This is a genomic window from Chitinophaga tropicalis, from assembly GCF_009758205.1.
GTDB lineage: Bacteria > Bacteroidota > Bacteroidia > Chitinophagales > Chitinophagaceae > Chitinophaga > Chitinophaga tropicalis.
Map to the genome: position 1 here is coordinate 40,165 of NZ_WRXN01000004.1, position 19,563 is coordinate 59,727.

Sequence of the window (19,563 nt, forward strand, 5' to 3'; positions counted from 1 at the left end):
GATGGGAGGAAATAATAACCGGTGACAAATTGAAATTAAGGAACCTCCTGCTCTGTAAAAGTGATCTGCATCATGACCTCCTATGATCTTAATCCTTTCAGGCGGTAATGGCAATTATTGCCCTGTTAATCTATTGGGTATAGCTTTGAGAAAGATTGTTGGTATTTCCCCAGTATAAAACATCCGGTTATGAGAGGCAATATTTTTTCCACAGCTTATATGCTATCAAACTTTGTGGCTGTATTAATAGTCTTTATATGCCTTATAAAGCCTGTATTGGGCAGAATGTGTATGTCTCTTATCTTTATTGGCGCATCTGTTGTAAATGCAGTAATATCTATATCTCATCCCGAGATATACTCAACATATGCAGATGTAGCTGCTTTACAGATCTATGTCGACTTTATAAACGGATTTTTCAGCCGGCACATTACCACATTCATCCTGTTCATTGCCGCAGGTCAGGTACTGATTGGCCTTGCACTTGTCTGGAAGGGCCTTCCTGAAAAGCTTGGGCTTGCCGGGGCAATTATTTTTCTACTGGCTATTTCACCTTTGGGAGCAGGCTCAGCATTCCCTTGTTCCCTGCTACTGGCCCTGGCCTGCATTTTCCTTATAAGAGAGAAAAAGATCATTCCATGGCCGTTGTCAATACTGCATCCTGAAAAAAAGACCGTAAAAATATAATCGTATGACTGCTATTACTTCAACAATATTTCCGCGCTGTAAAGAGGCATTGTCTTCTTTATACCATATTATGTCCGGCTGTTACCGGTACCTGGGCAAGTCTTCAGCAGCCAGAGCCTGTAACAGACTAGCTGTCCAGGCAAGTAAGCTCAGAGGCGACAACGGCAATATACAACCGGCTGAATATCTCGCAGCATTGCAGGAAACACTGAGAAAAGACGTGGAAGAATTCATGTCTACGGGTACATTAAGAAGATATGTACACCTGGTGCCGAAAGTGCCGATTGCGTTACTTGAGGTCCTGGATGTAGATGGTTTTAGCCCCGAACTGGTAAAAAAGCTTCATGAAGAACTACATATCGATAATATGGACCAGTTGAAAACTGTACTGCTGTCAGGCAGGTTGAAACGGGTGAAAGGTTTCAGTAACGCCATGATCGATCACCTGAAAAGAAGCCTGAAGCTCAGCAAGACCAAAGGTTCGCGCTTATTGTTATGGGATGCAATACTGCAGGGGAATGAAATACTTCGTGTTGTAAGGCTGATACCTGAAGTAGAAGAAGCATCTCTGACCGGCAGTCTGCGAAGGGGAGCTGAAACTGTTGGCGACATTGATATGGTGGTGAACGTAGCAGAGGAGAACAGGGAGAATTTCATGAAGCACTTCAGGTTAATTCCCCAGGTGCAGGATATGGTATCTCAGAGCTGGCAGAAGGTTTCAGCTGTGCTATACAATAATACACAACTTGACATCCGTATTGCAGATGAAAGATCATACGGAGCTGCACTATTGTGCTATACTGGTTCTCCCGATCACCTTAGTCTGCTGAATGAGCGTGCAATAAAAAAAGGCTATATGCTTTCTCCCCTTGGCTTGTTTGACACTGAAAACGGCACCCGGGCCGGGGGAAGTTCGGAAGCGGACATATATAACCATCTTGGGTTGTCTTACATTCCTCCTGAATTACGGGAAGGCGGCAGGGAAATTCACCGGGCTGGCAGGAAAATGCTACCGGAGCTGGTCTGTTTTTCCCAGATAAACGGAGATATGCGGATCCAGACCAGTTATGGAAATGGCGAGTCCTCGCTCAGCACCATAGCACATTATGTTCTTAATGCTTTTCCTCATTATGAATACATCGTTGTATCTGATCGGCTGCCGGCCAGTGTCTATCCTTTCCAATTTACGGAGATAGATGCAGTTAACAGGGCAACCGGTTTCCCATTCCTTAAAAAGGGTATACTGGTTGAAATAGCCGATGATGGCAGTATAGATATCCCTGATCAGCTTCTGCGTCAGGCCGATTGGATAACGGCTATAGTTAATGGTCCTGATGATGATCATTTTGAGGAGAAGTTTATCAGGGCCTGCGAGCATCCATATATAAACTGCATATCTAATCCCAGTGGAAGAACTGTAGGAGAAGATGAGCCGGGGGCATATGACTGGCAAAAATTGTTCAAAAAAGCAGCGTTAACTGGTACAGCCCTTGAAATGAATGCGCAACCACAACGGCTTGATCTTTCTGACCGGCTGCTGAGAGCAGCAGCGCAGGAAGGGGTTAAAATTGTGATTAACAGCTGCGCGCAGCTATGCAGCCATTATGATTATATGCAAATGGGAGTTACGATGGCCAGGCGGGGATGGTGCAGCAAGGAAAATATACTCAATACGTTCCATTGGAAAGATGTAGAGCATTTTAAGCATTCGGCGTTAAGGCATATCTAGATAACCTATAATTACCAATACTTAAACAATTATCATGAAAAAGATACTTTATGTAACTGATGCGGTAAAACTTGAGGCCTCTGCTCTTGACTTCGCATGTTATTTATGCACTCTCTTCCGTTCCAAACTGACAGGAATATTCCTCGAAAACCTCTATAAAGAGGCCAGGCCTGCAAAAATGCTGAAAGAAGCAGCCCTGGAAGGCGGTATCAATGTGCAAACTGATAACACCGATGAGTTAAAGGAACAATGTACATCAGATAATATACAGCTTTTTAAAACCATTTGTGAAAAAAATGGTGTAACAGGCATTGTGCACCGTGACAAAGGGATTCCGCTTGAAGATGTGATTATTGAGAGCAGGTATGCCGATCTGTTGCTTATAGATGCTTCTACCTCCTTTTCGGCCCAAAAAGAAAGTGTACCGACACGCTTTGTCACAGATGTACTGGCAGATGCTGAATGCCCGGTCATTATCTTACCTGAAAGCTTCGAGGGGTTGAATAAAATCGTCTTTACGTACGATGGCCGCAGCTCTTCGGTATTTGCCATCAAACAATTCACTTATCTTTTCCCTGAGCTGAGAGAGACAACGGTTGTTGTCATGACTGTTATGGATAATAACAGGCCATCCCCTGAAGAAAAGTACAAGTTGAAAGAATGGCTGCATGATCATTATACCAATATCGAATTTATTGAACAGGATGGCAATGTAAAATATCAATTGCTGGACAGCCTGCTACCGCGGACTAAGGATATCATAGTAATGGGCGCTTTCGGCAGAAATGCTTTTTCGACGCTTTTTAATCCAAGTCACGCTACACCGGTATTGAAGCTTGTTACACAGCCTGTATTCATTGCCCATCATTAGTATTTACATTGATAAAAAAAGATAGCGCCTGCAGGCGCTATCTTTTTTTATCAGAAAAGCTTAATTAAGGATGCGTAATAAACATAGGTCCTTTCATATTACGCAATATATTTTCCGCGCTGCTGCTATTAAAGAAACGGGATATCCTGCTTCTGCCATAAGCTCCAAAGGTGCTGATGTAACCAGGTTTATCTTCCAGGTAATCCAATAATTTCTCATCTGCATGTCCTGACAACACCTTGTATTCAATATTGCCATTATAGCTTTCCAGGTATTCTTTCAGCAATTTTTCATGAGGAATAGTATCCTGTCCTTTTTCACGTACGTATACGACTTTGCAGTCTTTTGACACAAGGAACGGGAAAATGGCCGTAAATGCCTTTATAGCGTACATGGAAGAGAATGTTCCGTTATAGGAGAATATAACACCTTTCGGCACAAAGAGATTATCCGGTATTACCAGTACAGGACATTGTGCCTGGGTTAACACATTCTTTACAAATCCGGTAGGATTGGTATCGAAAAGAAAGGGAAACGACAATTCCCTGCTAACCATTAACAGGTCTGCAAACCGGCTTTCAACAATAATTTCTTCTACGGCCATCCCTTTATCACTATGCACTGTACAGGTAATATTTCTCTCTTTGCAAGCCTTATGTAAAGCGAGCGTATTCTCCTTAATGATGCGCCCTTTTTCTTCTGCCATCTTTATTACGACTTCATAACTGTGTCCCGGCACTCCGGTTGTAAAGTCCGGCGCCATCAGGGCTGTAATACTATTTACATCTTCCAGCATAACTATGGTGAGGTTATTGTCAAAAGTGCCGGACACATATTCGATAGCATCCAGCTGGTCTTCTTTATAATTAACAGCATCTATGACTGCAAGTATTTTTTTCATATATATATTTTTTTGTGAGTGGGAAATGAGATTTATGCTTCAGGTGATCATTGCATATTTTGTATGCGTTTTAAATTTCCGATAAATTACCGTGCGGCTAAATGATCCTGGTCATCAGGCAGACTGTTCTTTATCACCCGGTTGCCGGGATATGAATAATTTCCTAATTTGTCCGGTAATTTTTGAAGCAAAGTATGACAGATATCCGGCAATTATACACTCCTATTCAACCGACTGTCAGGCAGTCGGCCGATCATGTTACCTATGCGGAGTTCTTGCCCCATCCGCAGCTGCAAAGCTACATATACTGTTACTGGCAGCTTCAGACCACACAGGCGCTATCTGAGCAATTTAATTACCGGGTAGTGGCTGATGGGTGCATTGATATTTATTTTGAGCTGAATAATCCGCAGGATAGTTATGTGATGGGCTTCTGTAAAAAATTCACTGAGTTTCCGCTTGATAATTCGTTTAATTACGTAGGTATCCGTTTTCTGCCTACGATGTTCCCCCAGTTGTTTAAAATAAATGCAAGGGAGTTAAGCAACAGGTATGAACATTTAGACAATGTGATACCAGCAACTGCCACGTTTATAAAGAACAATCTTCATATTGAACAAAAGCCTGCAGAAATAAAGAAAACATTTGATGCTTATTTTCTTGCACATCTTTCAAGGACGACATTCGATAATGACAGCAGGCTTTATGAGGCCATCCAGATCATACTCAGGAACCTGGGCGTAATTGATGTAGAACATGATCTTAACAACGGTATCAGTTCAAGGCAGCTTCGCAGGCTTTTTGAATACTATATTGGCGATACAGCCAAGACCTTCAGTAAAGTGGTCAGGTTCCAGAATATCTTAAAAGCAAAGCCGTCCTCTCAAAGCCTCCGAAGCAACAAGCTCTTCTTTGATGCCGGTTATTATGACCAGGCTCATTTTATCAAGGAGTTCAAAAATTTTTATGGTGTTACTCCCAGTAAAGCCTTTGGAAGATAAAGTTGTCCGATTTTTACAATCTTTACATTGTGATATGTGAGACCTTTGTATCGTTAAATCAACGTAGTATGAAACGATCAATCATAATTCTTGCGGCACTTTGCTTAGCAATAAGTGCATATTCACAATCTAAAACTCAAGGTAAAATGAAATTAAATGCAGGTATTGTAACTAAGAAACTGGCTGAGAGCAAGGACTTCTATACGAAAGTGCTGGGATTCGGGGTAACATTTGAAAATGAGTTCTATCTTCTGTTACATACTCCTGGCAGAACAGCTGAGATAAGTTTTTTACTGCCTGACCATCCCAGCCAGGAGCCGTTATTCCATAGGGCATTTCCCGGACAGGGAATGTACCTGACAATTGAAGTGGAGGATGTTGACAAGATCTATAATGAAATTAAAAAGAAGCAGGTGGGTATTGTTATTGATATCAGGGATGAGCCATGGGGTGACAGGCATTTTGCTATACAGGACCCGAACGGGGTTGGAATTGATATTGTAAAGTATACACCACAGGATAAATAATTTACCCCAACAAATCACTATTTTACCCCTTTATAGCATGTAAATAGCAATAAAAACCGAACTTCGGGAAAGGAGTAGTCTGACCATCAGCGGTGGTTAAACTACTCCTGATAAAAATTATTGAAAAAGGATGCCGGGGAACAATAGAAAAACCAACGCTTTATTACACCTGTTATTTTGCTCAGTTTTCCTGCTGATGCCGGTACTGGTATCTACGCGTCCTCCCGGGGAGCCATTCCTCACAATTACAAGGCCATTTATCCGCGATATAATCGGGAATGCCTTTTTACTTGCTTTCTTCTACCTCAACTATTACCAGCTGATACCCCGTCTTTATTACAGGCGAAAGTATATACAATATACCGGTCTGATCATACTGTGCCTGGTCCTTATTATCACGATACCCTCAGTTGTTACAGGCCGTCTTTTTGTAAAACCGGGCAGCGTACCTTTCCCTCCGGGGCCTCCTCCTGCAGGAGTGGCGCCTGCAGAAGATACTTTGCCTGCATTTCTCTTTGATGAAATGAAGCATCACCTGTACCTGTTCATTATAGCTTTATTCTTTTCGCTGATGCTCAGGATACGGGAGCACCTGGCGAATATCAAAGAAGAAAAATTACAGGCAGAGCTCAATTCCCTGAAATCGCAGATCAATCCTCACTTTCTGTTCAATACCCTGAACAGTATTTATGCCCTGTCTGTAAAAAAGGATGAAAGGGCTGCAGAAGCCATCATTAATCTTTCAGGGCTGATGCGTTATATTATCAAAGATGCGCTGGATTATAAAATACCTTTACAGAAAGAGCTGGATTATATTGAGAATTATGTTGAACTTCAAAAGTCCCGCTTAGGTAATACAGCCAACATCCGGTTTGAATATGGCGGGCTGTTAAACGGGAAGGAAATAGCGCCGCTGATACTTATTACCTACATTGAGAATGCTTTCAAATATGGCGTGAATCCTGATGATGATGAGTGTATCGTAGATGTAGAAATAAGTGTTGAGGATGCAAGGCTTTACCTGAAGGTATTCAACAGGAAAGTACATATCTCGGAGACACATTATTCCACCGGTATTGGTATTGAAAATACGAGGGAAAGGCTTCAGTTGTTATATCCCGGCAGGCACCGGCTGAATATAGAAGAAGACAATATGACCTATACTGTTCATCTTATAATTGATCTGTAATGTTAAAGGCTATTGCAATAGATGATGAGCCGCTGGCGCTGGAACTGATCGAAACCTTCTGTAAAGGGCTTGATCTCGTCTCCATCGAAAAGACCTTTACAAAAACGGGCGCCGCTTTGCAGTACCTTGAAAAGCATCCTGTTGACCTGCTTTTCCTGGATATTAATATGCCTTCAACTTCAGGTATCCGGTTCTATGAATCGCTGCAGCATAAGCCCCTGCTGATCTTCACAACTTCCTACAGCGAATATGCCATTGAAAGCTACGACCTGGACGCTGTTGACTACCTGCTGAAGCCCTTTACAGTAAAGCGGTTTGAAAAAGCGGTGCAAAAGGCCTATGAAAAATACAAACTTATGCAACCGGGCAAGGACAGCTTTCTTCTGCTTAAAGCAGATTACGGGTTGGTTAAAGTTGTTCTGGGCGATATCTTATTTATCGAAGGACTGGACAATTATCTCAAGATCCACCTGCGTAACCAGAATGCCCTGGTAGTAAGAATGACAATGAAAACATTACAGGAAAAACTGCCTGTCAGCGATTTTATACGGGTGCACCGTTCTTATATAGTTCCTTTAAACCGTATTGAAACAGTCAGGAATAAGATCATCACAATTGCCGGTGAGGAAATCCCTATAGGTACCAGCTATGAGGAAGCCTTCTTTTTCCAGTTTAAACCCTGAAGCTAAATTCACCCCTGAATCTCCCCTATTCACCACAAAAGGGATTAAGTCAATAAACTTCATGCACATTTTTGCATCTACTGAATAATGGCCGGACAGAAGCAGGCGAACAGACAGTAACAATGAACAGACTACCATAGTAACGGCCGCTGAAGGATGTAAAAAACCAAATCCACAAATATGCGCAGAAGTTTTCTCTTATTTTTCTCTGTATCGTCACTGATAACAGTAGTCGCCTTTATGGCCTGCAGGAAGGATGATGCAACAGAAAGCACCACTACAACCAGTGCGTCTATATCAGCCTTAGATTGCTCGTCAGCCACGGTCTCTGCCACTGCCACTATAAATGTTGCTTACAGCGGTACTGCAACTGTTCCTTATACCGGCGGGAACGGGGTAACTTATTCAGCAGGTTCCGCCATTGCATCAACAGGAGTTACAGGGTTAACGGCCACTCTTTCTTCCGGCACATTGGCCAGCGGCGCCGGCAATCTGTCTTATACCATATCAGGTACGCCGGCCAGCAGCGGCACTGCTTCTTTTGCAATAACATTCGGTGGTCAGAGCTGTACGCTTACATTGACGGTGAATGCGGCTTCAACAAGCGACTGTTCTTCTCTTACCGGGGCTGCCCAGGTTGTTTGCCTTGCTAATACATTCCTGGCTACATTAACATCCACCCAGCAATCTACCGTAGTACTTACACTGAACCTTACCAATGCCAAAAAGTGGTCTAATCTTCCCGGTGGCGTATCCATCCGCAACGGGCTGGAATTCAGCACACTTACCACAGCGCAGAAAACTGCTGCTCTTGCCGTGATACAGGCAGCTTCCGGCGCTACTGCCAATGAAGGCTATAATGAGTTTGAACAAATAAGACTGGCTGATGACTACCTGGGTACCAATGGTGGCGGCAGCACAACTTATAATGCCAATGAATATGTGATTGCATTCCTCGGTGCTCCAAGTACTACCGGTAAATGGATGCTGCAATTTGGAGGGCATCACTATGCACAAAACATAACCTATGATGCAGGTTCTGTAGTAAGCATCACACCTCTGCATGAGGGTGTAGAGCCGCTGAGCTTTACTACCAGTGGTACTACCTACACTCCATTATCAGATGAAAAAACAGGAATGGCTACCATGCTGGCATCCTTTACATCAACAGAACTGGCAAGTGCAAAAATATCCGGTACTTTCTCCGATGTGTTAATGGTGCCTGGTTCTACTACCAATACCTTCCCTACCACCAAGCAGGGGATCAAGGTGAGTACACTCAGCGCCACCGCACAGGCTAATGTACTTGCTGCCATGGCGCCCTGGCTGAATGACCTGGATGCTACATCGGCCGCTGCATTCAAAACTATCTATCAGAATGAACTGGCCGATACATATGTATGCTATGCCAGCAATACCAGTGGTACTTCCGGCAGTGCAAGCTCTTTCTTTACTACCAATACAGATTATGTGAGAATTGACGGGCCAAGTGTCTGGATTGAATTCATCTGCCAGAGTGGTGTTGTGATGTCAGGTATACATTATCATACCGTGATGAGGGATCATAGCCGCGATTATATTGGTCTGTAACATTATCATAATGAGAAATAACACACTTAAGAACAGCCGCCATCTTTTTAGCAGGCGGCTGTTCTTCATAACAATATTTGTTCTTGTATCTGCTACTTCATGGGCGCATCCGTCGCCCAACAGCCTTGTATTCCTCGATATAAGCCCGGACAGGGTAAAGGCAGAACTGCAGCTCCCCTTACCGGAACTGGAGCTGGCTTTCGGGAATAACATCACCAGGGACCCTGAAAATGCCGTTAAGTTATATGGCCCGCAAATAAAAGAATACCTGAAAGCGCATATTCATCCTTATGTAAAAAAGGGGTTGCCATGGCTTGTTGAAGTAGTTGATATGAGAATGGATAAGGGACAGCCTGTCGATAACGGGCCATTATACTGGGAGGTAATCGTCCACCTGGTACTGCAACCACAAGCAGGTGAAACTACCAGGGCGTTCAACTTCGATTATGATGTGATCATTCACCAGGTAATCAATCATGTGGCATTTGTATCTGTCAGAAATGACTGGGAAGCGGGTGCTACCGGCGAAAAACCGGTTGAGCTGGGTATAATAAGATGGGATATGAAAGATAATGTGATCTACCCGCTTGCGGTAAATTTAGAAGAAGGAAGCTGGTGGAAAGGTTGTAAGAGCATGCTGAAGTTAGGTATGCATCATATCAGGGAAGGTATTGATCATTTATTGTTCCTGCTGGTGTTGCTTCTCCCTGCTCCTCTCCTCCTGCATGGGAGGCGTTGGGGCCATTCCGGAGGTACAAAGCATAGCGTCATCCACTTATTGAAAATTGTTACAGCCTTTACTATAGGGCATTCCATTACCTTACTGATCGGGGCTGCAGGCTGGCTTAAGCTGCCGGCGCAACCTATTGAGATATTAATTGCTGTCTCTATTTTAGTTTCAGCCATCCATGCTATATATCCCTTATTCCCAGGCAAGGAAGCTTATATAGCGGCAGGTTTTGGTTTAATACACGGATTAGCGTTCGCTGCTATCCTGTCCAACCTGCAAACCGGTCCCGGAGTCCTGGCTTTAAGTATTCTCAGTTTTAACCTGGGTATTGAGCTTATGCAGCTCCTCATTATAGCGATGATCATCCCCTGGCTGATACTACTGAGCAAAACGCCCTTTTATAAATGGTTCAGGATATGCGGCGCTTTGCTGGCGGCTGTTGCTGCGCTGGCATGGATTGTGGAAAGGAGTTCAGGGAAGGCAAATTTTGTTACGGAGCTGGTTTTAGAATATGTTCAATATGATGTATGGCTTGTGTTATTCATTGCAGTTGTAACTGTAATTGCCTATGGATGGTACAGGTATTGTGAAAACCACGGCTGTAGAAACAGCCGTGGGGCATCTGTTTAAAACCTACAACTGTTATACTATTCTGTCAAAAGCTGATGTTCGTGAGGAGCATCTGCTTTTGGTCCTTTTATGCGTGCTATCTTATCTTTCACAATGTCAACCACATAATACACCATAGGTACTACAAAGATGGTAAGCACCAGGCTGGAGGAAAGACCTCCTATCAATACCCATCCAAGACCATTCTTCCATTCAGAACCTGCACCCTTAGCCAAAGCGATGGGTAACATCCCTGCCACCATGGCGAGGGTTGTCATCAGGATGGGACGTAACCTTGTTCTACCCGCGGCTATCAGCGCATCAAAAGTGCTCTCTCCATGCTCTTTCCGGTGATTGGCAAAGTCCACGATCAAAATGGCGTTTTTGGCCACAAGACCGAACAACATAATGATACCTAACAATGTAAACATGCTCATGGAGGATTTTGCCAGGTTAAGTGCCAGAAATGCGCCTATAAAGGCTACCGGTATGGAGAACAGTACCACGAAGGGATAGATAAAGCTGTCGTAGAGCGCTACCATTACCAGGTACATCAAGGCAAGTGCAGCCATCATTGCAATGACCAATGCCCCCATAGAATCTGCCTGACGTTCTGTGTCACCGCTCCACTTAATATCAACACTTTTGGGCAAAGGATGCTCTTTCAGGGATTGTTTGATATTGTCTGACAGGATACCGGAAGTAATACCCAGCACATTACTTTTCACGGTAACTGAAGTGCGGCGGTCTTTCCTTTCCAGTATACTTGGGCCACTACCCTGTACTACGGTAGCAAACTGCGATAACTTTATCAGCTGTCCTGCTGTATTCAGGAAAGTAAGGTTCTCTACGTCAGCTACATTTCGTTTGTCAAAATCGTCAAACTTCACATTGATATCATATTCGTCTGTACCTACACGGTATTTGGCGTCAGTGTTGCCTGCATAGGCGTTCTGCAGAGAAGCGCCTACTGTATTAATGTCGAGCCCCAGTTGTCCCATCTTTTCTCTATCAATATTTACTTCCGCCTGGGGGTTACCTTCTTCAACGCTCAGCGAAACGTCATTTGATCCTGGCATGGCCTCAATGCGGTGTTTGAGATCATTGGCTGCTTCCATCAACACTTTGCTGTCTTCAGCATTCAGTACTATCTGGATAGGTTCTCCGAAAGCTACCATTCCGATAACGCTTGACCTGATCTTTACTCCGGGGAATTTTGCTTCCAGCTCGCGGCTTTTCTTTATCATATAGTCTTCTGTAGAGACCGATCTTTCTTTTCTGTCCACCAGTTTCACTGTGAGCTCTGATTTATACTCACTGCCTACTGCTGTTGATGATTCCAGTCCTGTGGTGCTGGGACCTGCTACGTTGGCAAATACTACTTTCACCTCTGGCTGGGCAAGCAGGTAGTCTTCAATCTGTTTGGTGCGCAGGTTGTTCTGTATGGTAGTGGTATTCTTATCATACTCCAGTTTCAGCTGTATCTTTCCCTGATCGCCGGTAGCTACCAGCTCGCTACCCAATATACCCATTTGCATCATCAGTGCCAGTCCGACGAATAATGACAGGACAACAGATGTCATGATCAGCTTATGTTTCAGGACCCATTGTAATGCGTTACTATACCAGTCAGTCAGCCATTCCAGGAAGGATTCAAAATATATGAGCGGTTTATGCAACCAGTTACTCTTATTCAGAATGGTGATCTTACCAAAACGGGAAGCTAACCATGGCGTTAAGGTATAGCAAACGAAAAGACTCATCAGGGTTGCAGTCACTATGGTCAGTGAGTACTGTCTGAGAATTGCGGATATAGTGGTATTTACCAGTGCTATTGGTCCAAATACGACTACATCCACCATTGTAATGGCCAGGGCGGAGAACCCTATTTCCATACGTCCTTCCAGTGCTGCCTGACGTTTGGGTTTTCCCATGTGCAGGTGACGATGTATGTTTTCCAGTACCACGATCGAGTCATCCACCAGGATGCCTATCACGAGCGATAAAGCCAGCAGCGTCATCAGGTTCAGAGAGTATCCTAACAGATACATGACTATAAAGGTAGAGATGAGGGAGGCGGGAATGGCTACCAGTACTATGAGCGAGTCACGCAGGCTATGCAGGAAAATGAGCATGATGACTGCCACCAGTACTATGGCTATTTCCAGGTCATGTGTAACGGCGTCAGCCGATTCCATTGTAAAATCTGCTGTATCATCTGCAATGACAATCTTAACATTCTGGGCGCTGTATTTATTCTGCAGATAGTCAATGCGTTGTTTTACCTGCTTGCTTATTTCTACAGCATTGGCGCCGTTTTGTTTTTTGATCAGTATCCCTATCCCGTTTATGCCGTTGTAGCGGTTTATTGCTGATACCTCTTTTACAACGTCGCTTACAGAAGCAATATCAGTCAGTTTGATAACGCTGCCGTTTGCAGGCTGTGCAATGGTAAGGTCACTTAACTGTGCTACGGAAGTAAATTTGCCGGTGATCCTTACCGTCATCTGTTCTTCCCTTGTCTTGATCTTACCGGTGGGAAATTCTGCGTTAGCTTTATTGATAGCTGCTGTAACCTGTGTGATAGATAACTTATAATAATCGAGTTTATCTTTATTGACGCTTACCTGTATCTCTCTTTCCTGTCCACCAACCAGTGTAATGCTTCCCACACCGGAAATCTGCTGCAGCTGGGGCTTTATCTCGTTCTTGATGATATCATAGAACTTAGCGTTATCCAGGGATGATGTTGCAGTCAGCTGCATTATAGGCTGATCGCTGGGGGTAACCTTTGAAATGGATGGTGTTTCAACATCGTCCGGCAGGTCTGACATGATGTTGTTGATCTTGCGTTGTACTTCCTGTTGCTTATCATCGATATCCGTTCCCATTGTAAATTCTGCCTGGATCACGGAGTTACCTTCCATTGACTGGGAGGTGATGCTCTTAATACGGTCAATGCCGCTAAGTACATCTTCTATCTTTTTTGTCACAGTCTGTTCCACATTGCTGGGGGCAGCGCCGGGATAAGTAGTAGTGATGATCAGCGTTGGCTGGCTCATATCGGGCATCAGCTCATAATTCAGTTTGCTGTAGCAGAACAGTCCTCCTCCGATCAGCACCAGGAATATTACGATAATGAGAGAGGGGCGTTTTATAGCTATTTCAGTTATTGACATAGTTTATCCTTTTATGGCTTTACTTGTTTGCTATTGTCACCTTACTACCTTCAACCAGGTTTACCAGTCCGCCGGTAACAACCAGTTCTCCGGGCTCCAGGCCTTTTGTTACCTGTACCCTGGTTTCGTTGCCGGCTCCTACTTCGATATTTTTCAAAGCAGCAACTGAATCTCTGATCACAAATACCTGCGGTTGTTTAGAAGAGCCAACAATTGCAGACCGGGGTATGCTGATGGCTTCCGGAGAAGCTACATCCTTCAGCAGAATGCGGCCGTACATACCTGCTTTCAGTGTATTCTCCCTGTTGTTGGCTACCAGGATCTTAACGGTGTAGTTATGGGAAGCATCTGTCTTTATTGCTACCATATCTACTATGCCTTCAAAGATCTTATCGGGGTATACATCAGTGACAACATCCAGGTGCTGGTTCTGTCTGAACTGAGCTATGTTCTTTTCGGGAACGTTGATCTCCAGTTTCAGGTGGCTAACATCAGTTAGTTCTGCAATCTGTGCTCCTGCACTCACGACAGCGCCGAGGTCAAAATTCCTGTTGGTGATCACGCCACTAAAGGGAGCGCTGATAGTGCATGTTCTTATCTGTTTCTTTAGTTGATCTATCTGTGCTTTTGTGGTGAGCAGTTGTGTACGGGCGTTATCGATCTGCAATTGGGTTACTCCGCTTGCGGCCTGTTCGTAACGCTTCAGTGTAGATACTGCGTTGTCATAACTGGCCTGTGCGGAGGCCAGCTGGGCCTTCAGCAGTTCTGTATCCAGCTGGGCAATGAGATGTCCTGTATTTACAGCACTCCCTTCCTGTACCCCTACGGTCACTACTTTCCCGGTTGTTTCTGAAGAGATGGTCACTTCACGGCCGGGGGCGAAGGCGCCTAAAAAAGAGGTTGTTTCTCCAAAAGGGCGGTATTTTACAGTATCTACCTGTACGGTGGCCCTGAGATTGGGATCTTTACGATAGACCTTTGCTTCTACTTCTTCTTTATTGGCGTTCAGTTTTATTACTACTGCGCCGATCAGGATAACGAGTATCAATAAAACGATCGAGTAACGGATCTTTTTCATTGTTAAGATTTAATGAGTTTGATTTAATAACAGACCTTGTGCTTTTTTAAGGTCCAGTTCTGCCTGTTTTATATTGATCAATGCGTTGATATAGTTGTTCTGTGCTGAATAGAGTTCAGACTGGGAATTCAGTACATCGGTCACCTTGGTAATACCGCTTTTATACTGTACGTTGACATCGTCCAGGACTTTCTGCGCCAGGGCCAGGTTACGCTTCTGGGTTTGCAGGGTAAGGAAATTACTTTTGAGATCGGCATAGGCGTTAGCGACATCCTTCATATTCTGCTGTTTTGTTTGTTCTGCCTTTACATCGTATTGCCTGATCTCAATTGCTTTCTGTTTTACCTGGTATTTCTTACTGAATCCATCGAAAATGGGAACACTGAGTTTTAAGCCGATGGAGGAAGAAGGATACCATTTGTCATTCAGGTTTTTGAATGGGTTTGCGTTAGTATAGTATCCTGAATAACCCAGGCTACCGCTCAATGATAAAGTGGGGAGATAACCTGCCTTTATATTCCGCCGTTCCAGGTCGGCAATACGTTTATTCTCTATTATCTGTAAGTAATTGGTCTTTTTTTCAGGATCAAACAGTGGTGCATCCAGGTTGAAGCTGGTATTCTCATATTCTTCTCTTTGGACTGACAGTTGGTGATCCATCGGGATGTTCATCAACAGTTTCAGGAGATTGTACTGTTTTTCCAGGTTATTCAGACTGTTTTCAAGAGAAGCTTTGGTGTTATCTCTTGATACTGTGAGCCTGTCTACATCTGTCCGGGTAGCAAGTCCGGCGTTGAACTGATCTGTGGTGGATGACAGCAGGGTATCTGTGTTGCCCAGGTTACTCCTGTACAGGTCTATCTGCTTCATGATGGTTTGTATATTGTAATAAGTAGCAGAAACATTGTATACCAGGTCTTCTTTAGAGCTTTGTATCTGCAGCAGGTTCCTGTTTACAGCAACTTTAGCTGCTTTCAGGGCGATCAGTGAAGATGCGTTAAAGAGTGTCTGGCTGGCATCTACGGTGAGTGATTTAGACTGAGGTACGCTGAACTGCAGGGTTTGATATGTTCCGGGCTGTCCGCCGAATGCTTCTGCCGGGATAACCTGTACTGGTACTTTAAACTGATACTGGTAGGAACCGCTGCCGTTTACGGATGGCAGGAGGCTACTGTAGGCCTGGCCGATGGATGCTTTTGTTTTGTCGAGGTCGTAATTGTCGCTTTTTATCTGCAGACTATTCTGCAGTGCCGAGTCTATGCATTGCGAGAGGCTAAGCGGGCCCTGAGCCGAGGCCTCATTTGCCATACAGGCAATGCACATGAAAATGAAAACTTTTTTTATCATACTTTCTATGTTTAGCAATTTTGTTAATTAAAAGGCAAAAAATATCCGCCCTGGAGGTGGAATGTAAAATCTATGAGAAATCTATTTTTAGCATTTTTGCTAATTAAAAGGCAAAAAAATATATGTTCACTGTTCGTCTTTCTATTTAACAATTTTGCTAAACATGAAGCAAAAAAATATATGCTTACCGCCTATATCTTTTTTAGCATTTTTGTTAATTAAAGAGCAAAAAAAATCAGTTCCTGAATAATACGTTCATTATGAGTTTCTTTCTCTCGTTGATCATCTTCCAGTATGCCTTGTCATCCATCTTCATCATATGTTGCAGCATGGGTCTGAACAGGATCGGATAAGCACAAAGGGATACAAGGTTGGTCATGAATTGTTCGACAGACATCTTAGGTAAGCCACCGTTCCTGATCTCGTTTTCCAGGTCTTTTCCTATATGACTTAGCATCTCGTCTCTTATTTCTGCATTTAAGCTGACAGGGGGGGTGAAGTCATCCCTGTTCACTTCTGTAACCAGGAAAACCTCCAGGTAAGGATACTTAATGCTCTGGTTTATGAATAGTTCCACAAACTGACCTATTTTATCCCGAAAAGCAATTGTTTTGGAAAGGAATAATTCATGCAACCGGTTATGAATAACCATCATGGCTTCTTTAAATACTTCCTGGAACAATATGTCCCTGCTCTTGAAATAATAGTAAATAAGCCCCCTGTTCACGCCTGCTTCATCTGCAATGACCTGTGTAGTAGCATGCAGTCTTCCTTCCACAAAGAAAATGCGCATAGCGGTTTCTTTTATCAACTGTTCTGTCTGAGCATCCTTTACCGGCATATTCTTTTTTAACAATTTTGCTAAACAAAGGTAGGCAAATTCCTGAAGCCGCCAAATCTTTCTTAACAAATTTGCTAAAAAAGATGTCAGAATGCCCCTAAAACACTACGAATCAATAAATTAAAGCCAGATGAGTAAAATATGCGTTATAGCCAGCATCAAACATAGAGGACTATAATAGAGCGTATCCATCTTTGCAAAGGTTGATCCTTTCAGCCGTTTAGAAAAACCGACATAACGGAAATCGCCTATTGTGCGTAAGGTAAAAATGGCGACGATACACCACATGGCGTACCTGATAATGCCTCTCTCCAAACCTGTCTCTATCCATCCTGCATATCCAATGTTGATCGCAGCAAATGCCAATAACCCGAGAGCAACAGTTATTGTTGCTATTTTTCCGGGCATGAACAGTTTACCTCCACTACTATCTGTTGGTATAACTGCGTGCATACCGAATGTACCTCCAAAGGCCCAGTAAAAATGTAACAAGGCTAATGAGATGAATACTACCGAATTGAATAAGGTTAAGATCATTTCCATGGTGGATAAATATAAAGAGATGAGTCAAATATGATACTCAGAAGGAATAGATCACATTTACGAAAATATTTCTGCCCATTCGTGGAATACGGTTCCAATCAGCAAATGTTGTATAGTTCCTGTCTAACAGATTCTCTACTCCTGTTTTCAATCTTAAACGCTGTCCGGAGAAAGAAAAACTCTTACCCAGGGATGCGTTCACCGTATAATAAGCAGCGGCAGGAGTTTCACCGAATGCCGGACTATAATCAGCATATGCTGCAGATCCCTGAACATTTGCTTCTGCGGTAAAAGTCTGTTTACGAAAGATTACACCCAACAGATAGCTGAATGGCTGCATCATCGGGAGCTTATCTCCCTGCTTACTGCGCCCAAATTTATATGAAAACCCTGTATTAGCTTCAAACATTTCTCCTAACCGGTAATTAGCTTCCAGTCCCAGGCTCAGGATATCAGCGGCAGAAAGCTGCTCATATACCTTTACTCCCTGAGCTCCTATAGTCATAGGTGCAAATTCAGCATCTACCCTGCCAATGATATAATCAAGTATATGAAAATAGTTAGCCTGCATTTTAACCGTTAACCGGGAAGACCGGTAGTTTGAAGACAGGCCTGCTTCCAGCGATCTTTCGTTTTCCAGGAAGGGGTTGCCGATATAATCAAAGCGGTTAGCGCTATTGAACAGATAAAACCCATATCCTTCAGACACAGAGGGAGCCCGTTCACCATAGCCAATGCGGAGTGTATGTAACCAGGAAATGGTCTTACGGTTAATACTGAAAGACCAAGCAGGCAAAAAGCGGTTTTTCCCTTTGTCCATAGCCGGGTAAAAGATCCTGAGGCTGCTCAGTCCGAACTCACTTCTGACAGTATTACGTTGAAATCCCAGTCCGCCGGAGAACTCTGAGTACCATGCTGCTGACCATTGCAATCGATCTTCAACGAACAGGTTACCATATACTGTATTGACATCAGGCCAGGTAAGCATGAACATATCTTTTTCACCGGGAGTATCTGAGAACATTGTCATTTCAGCCAGCGAGCTATTGATATGTGCTGATACTCCTGTATTCCAGCTATGACGGCCAAAGCGCCCGTTTATCTTTGAATAGAAGCCCGTTGTTTTTGTCCAGCCAGGCATATCCATTCTGATGGGGACATCCGGTCTTTTGCTGTCATCCATAATATGCTTAACAGTATTATAGTAGATCTTTGTTTCCCATTCCGATATTATACTTTTTACCGGATGATAATAATACGAAAGAGAAGCGATCAGGGCCTGTGCCAGCGATACATCCATTGGCAAAGCGGGATAACCTACGTTGGTAGCTTTATCAAATATGAGGGAGGTCTCTATATGCCGGCTACTGTCCAGCTTATACCCTGTAGTTGCAGAGAGATTATATTTAGTGAACTGCGACCATGGTACTTCTTCTCCCCCGCCGGTTTTATAGTTACCGGCATCCCGGTAAATAAAGTCCAGGTCGCTGAAGAAGCGATTTGCTGAATGGTGGATGGAAGCGCCGGTAATTTTCTGCATATTGGAAGATTCCAATCCGGTAAAGATATTACCTGCCAGTGGCTCTTTATCAAACCCGGATTTCTTACGCATAAAGTCGATACTGCCTGCAATTGTGGCTCCGCTGGCAGCTCCGGCTTGTCCATGGCTTATTTTTGCCTGTGAAAGATTGGTAATGTCAACATAGGAAGTGACCGGGTCCATTTTATCGGTACAGGCGCCGTAGATGCGCATACCATCGATCGTGATCACGCTCCGTTCTGTGGTCATTCCGTTAAGCATTGGCTCCCAGGCGTAGGCCCCTCTCTTTACCATGTCTATACTGACAGATTCATCGAGATAATTATCGAGCGAGGACAGCACTCTCATTGTCTTCGCTTTGTTTGTGCTGAGCTGTCCGATAACCACCACTTCTTTGAGTTGTTGATTAGCGATGCTATCCTTATGTTCAGCATGCTGTCCCATGAGTTCTGTCATGCCTGTCAATAAACTAGTCAGCACCAATAAAAGATATTTCATTGTACTATTATATTGCCGCA

16 protein-coding genes are annotated in these 19,563 nt (G+C 43.7%); 9 read left to right on the plus strand and 7 right to left on the minus strand.

Annotated features, from left to right (window positions below; all coding sequences use genetic code 11):
• The first annotated feature begins 189 nt into the window (after window positions 1-189).
• Genes GO493_RS10715 through GO493_RS10725 form a run of 3 tightly spaced genes read left to right on the plus strand, consistent with a single transcriptional unit; the run spans window position 190 to window position 3,287 of the window.
• Entirely contained in the window at window positions 190-687 is a 498-nt protein-coding gene (locus GO493_RS10715) for a hypothetical protein (RefSeq protein WP_157306161.1), read from the plus strand.
• Between the two features lie 4 nt (window positions 688-691).
• Window positions 692-2,416: a hypothetical protein gene (locus tag GO493_RS10720; protein ID WP_157306162.1), complete on the plus strand. Its 1,725-nt coding sequence runs from the start codon at window positions 692-694 to the stop codon at window positions 2,414-2,416.
• A 34-nt stretch (window positions 2,417-2,450) separates the two neighbouring features.
• Complete coding sequence (locus tag GO493_RS10725) at window positions 2,451-3,287, plus strand: adenine nucleotide alpha hydrolase family protein (RefSeq protein ID WP_157306163.1); 837 nt, start codon at window positions 2,451-2,453, stop codon at window positions 3,285-3,287.
• A gap of 64 nt (window positions 3,288-3,351) precedes the next feature.
• On the opposite strand, the gene GO493_RS10730 is transcribed toward GO493_RS10725, so the two are convergent.
• Complete coding sequence (locus GO493_RS10730; RefSeq protein ID WP_157306164.1) at window positions 3,352-4,188, minus strand: universal stress protein; 837 nt, start codon at window positions 4,186-4,188, stop codon at window positions 3,352-3,354.
• A 194-nt stretch (window positions 4,189-4,382) separates the two neighbouring features.
• Here GO493_RS10730 and GO493_RS10735 point away from each other — a divergent pair, with 194 nt between their 5' ends.
• The 6 genes from GO493_RS10735 (at window position 4,383) to GO493_RS10760 (ending at window position 10,538) form a co-directional block, all read left to right on the plus strand.
• The gene (locus tag GO493_RS10735; protein ID WP_157306508.1) at window positions 4,383-5,189 is read left to right on the plus strand and encodes an AraC family transcriptional regulator; all 807 of its coding nucleotides are present in this window, start codon (window positions 4,383-4,385) and stop codon (window positions 5,187-5,189) included.
• 146 nt (window positions 5,190-5,335) lie between these two features.
• Window positions 5,336-5,716, plus strand: coding sequence for a VOC family protein (locus tag GO493_RS10740; RefSeq protein ID WP_157306165.1), 381 nt, complete (start codon window positions 5,336-5,338; stop codon window positions 5,714-5,716).
• A gap of 130 nt (window positions 5,717-5,846) precedes the next feature.
• Window positions 5,847-6,905: a sensor histidine kinase gene (locus GO493_RS10745; RefSeq protein WP_157306166.1), complete on the plus strand. Its 1,059-nt coding sequence runs from the start codon at window positions 5,847-5,849 to the stop codon at window positions 6,903-6,905.
• Complete coding sequence (locus GO493_RS10750) at window positions 6,905-7,588, plus strand: LytR/AlgR family response regulator transcription factor (RefSeq protein WP_157306167.1); 684 nt, start codon at window positions 6,905-6,907, stop codon at window positions 7,586-7,588. The genes GO493_RS10745 and GO493_RS10750 overlap by 1 nt, the downstream gene beginning before the upstream one ends.
• Window positions 7,589-7,768: 180 nt before the next feature.
• The gene (locus GO493_RS10755; RefSeq protein WP_157306168.1) at window positions 7,769-9,178 is read left to right on the plus strand and encodes a DUF3500 domain-containing protein; all 1,410 of its coding nucleotides are present in this window, start codon (window positions 7,769-7,771) and stop codon (window positions 9,176-9,178) included.
• A 10-nt stretch (window positions 9,179-9,188) separates the two neighbouring features.
• Window positions 9,189-10,538 carry a HupE/UreJ family protein gene (locus GO493_RS10760; protein WP_157306169.1) on the plus strand — a complete coding sequence of 450 codons (1,350 nt, stop codon included), beginning with the start codon at window positions 9,189-9,191 and terminating at the stop codon, window positions 10,536-10,538.
• Between the two features lie 17 nt (window positions 10,539-10,555).
• On the opposite strand, the gene GO493_RS10765 is transcribed toward GO493_RS10760, so the two are convergent.
• The 6 genes from GO493_RS10765 to GO493_RS10790 all read right to left on the minus strand — a co-directional run bounded on the left by GO493_RS10765 (window position 10,556) and on the right by GO493_RS10790 (window position 19,543).
• Window positions 10,556-13,696: an efflux RND transporter permease subunit gene (locus GO493_RS10765; protein WP_157306170.1), complete on the minus strand. Its 3,141-nt coding sequence runs from the start codon at window positions 13,694-13,696 to the stop codon at window positions 10,556-10,558.
• A gap of 19 nt (window positions 13,697-13,715) precedes the next feature.
• Window positions 13,716-14,774, minus strand: a complete 1,059-nt coding sequence (locus GO493_RS10770; RefSeq protein WP_157306171.1) for an efflux RND transporter periplasmic adaptor subunit — start codon at window positions 14,772-14,774, stop codon at window positions 13,716-13,718.
• Window positions 14,775-14,783: 9 nt separating this feature from the next.
• Window positions 14,784-16,121 carry a TolC family protein gene (locus tag GO493_RS10775; RefSeq protein WP_157306172.1) on the minus strand — a complete coding sequence of 446 codons (1,338 nt, stop codon included), beginning with the start codon at window positions 16,119-16,121 and terminating at the stop codon, window positions 14,784-14,786.
• A gap of 235 nt (window positions 16,122-16,356) precedes the next feature.
• Window positions 16,357-16,962: a TetR/AcrR family transcriptional regulator gene (locus GO493_RS10780; protein ID WP_157306173.1), complete on the minus strand. Its 606-nt coding sequence runs from the start codon at window positions 16,960-16,962 to the stop codon at window positions 16,357-16,359.
• 120 nt (window positions 16,963-17,082) lie between these two features.
• A complete protein-coding gene (locus tag GO493_RS10785) occupies window positions 17,083-17,505 on the minus strand; it encodes a DUF3995 domain-containing protein (protein WP_157306174.1) in 423 nt (140 codons plus the stop codon).
• Between the two features lie 37 nt (window positions 17,506-17,542).
• Window positions 17,543-19,543 carry a TonB-dependent receptor plug domain-containing protein gene (locus tag GO493_RS10790; protein ID WP_157306175.1) on the minus strand — a complete coding sequence of 667 codons (2,001 nt, stop codon included), beginning with the start codon at window positions 19,541-19,543 and terminating at the stop codon, window positions 17,543-17,545.
• Window positions 19,544-19,563 lie beyond the last annotated feature (20 nt).